The 410-nt window shown below is 78.7% G+C and carries 1 pseudogene; it reads left to right on the top strand.

What is annotated here, in order from left to right:
* A pseudogene (locus tag B9S61_RS42535) lies at positions 1-410 on the top strand (hypothetical protein); the annotation flags it as partial.

The raw sequence follows: 410 nt of genomic DNA, 5'->3' as shown, positions 1-410 counted from the left end.
TCCTGCCGCCGGTGCCAGCGGGCGGCGGCGACGAGGGGGCGACGCAGCTCATACCCCCGGTGGGTCCGGGTGCGCTGCCGCCCGAGATGCCCGCCGCACACGACTCCGAGGAGACCCGGTACCTCGGGCTCCCCCAGCAGAACGCGCCCGGCGCGGCCCACCTGCCGCACCACGGTGGTCCCGACGCCGAGGCCACCCAGTACATCGCCCCCGTCACCGACCAGCCCCCCGGGCAGCCCTACGGCGCCCCGGCCCAGCCGNGGGAGACGGTAGCCGGCAGCCGCCCGCCGAGTTCGACAGCCTCTTCCGCGACGACGCCGCCGGCCCTGCCGGCTCCACCCAGCAGCTTCCGCGCGTGGAGTACGGCGGGCCCGTCCAGGCCGGGCCCACCGCGCACCCGGCAGGCCCGG

It is taken from the genome of Streptomyces sp. SM1 (genome assembly GCF_002910825.1).
Taxonomy (GTDB): domain Bacteria; phylum Actinomycetota; class Actinomycetes; order Streptomycetales; family Streptomycetaceae; genus Streptomyces; species Streptomyces okerensis.
This window is presented reverse-complemented; position numbering and strand designations above follow the sequence as displayed.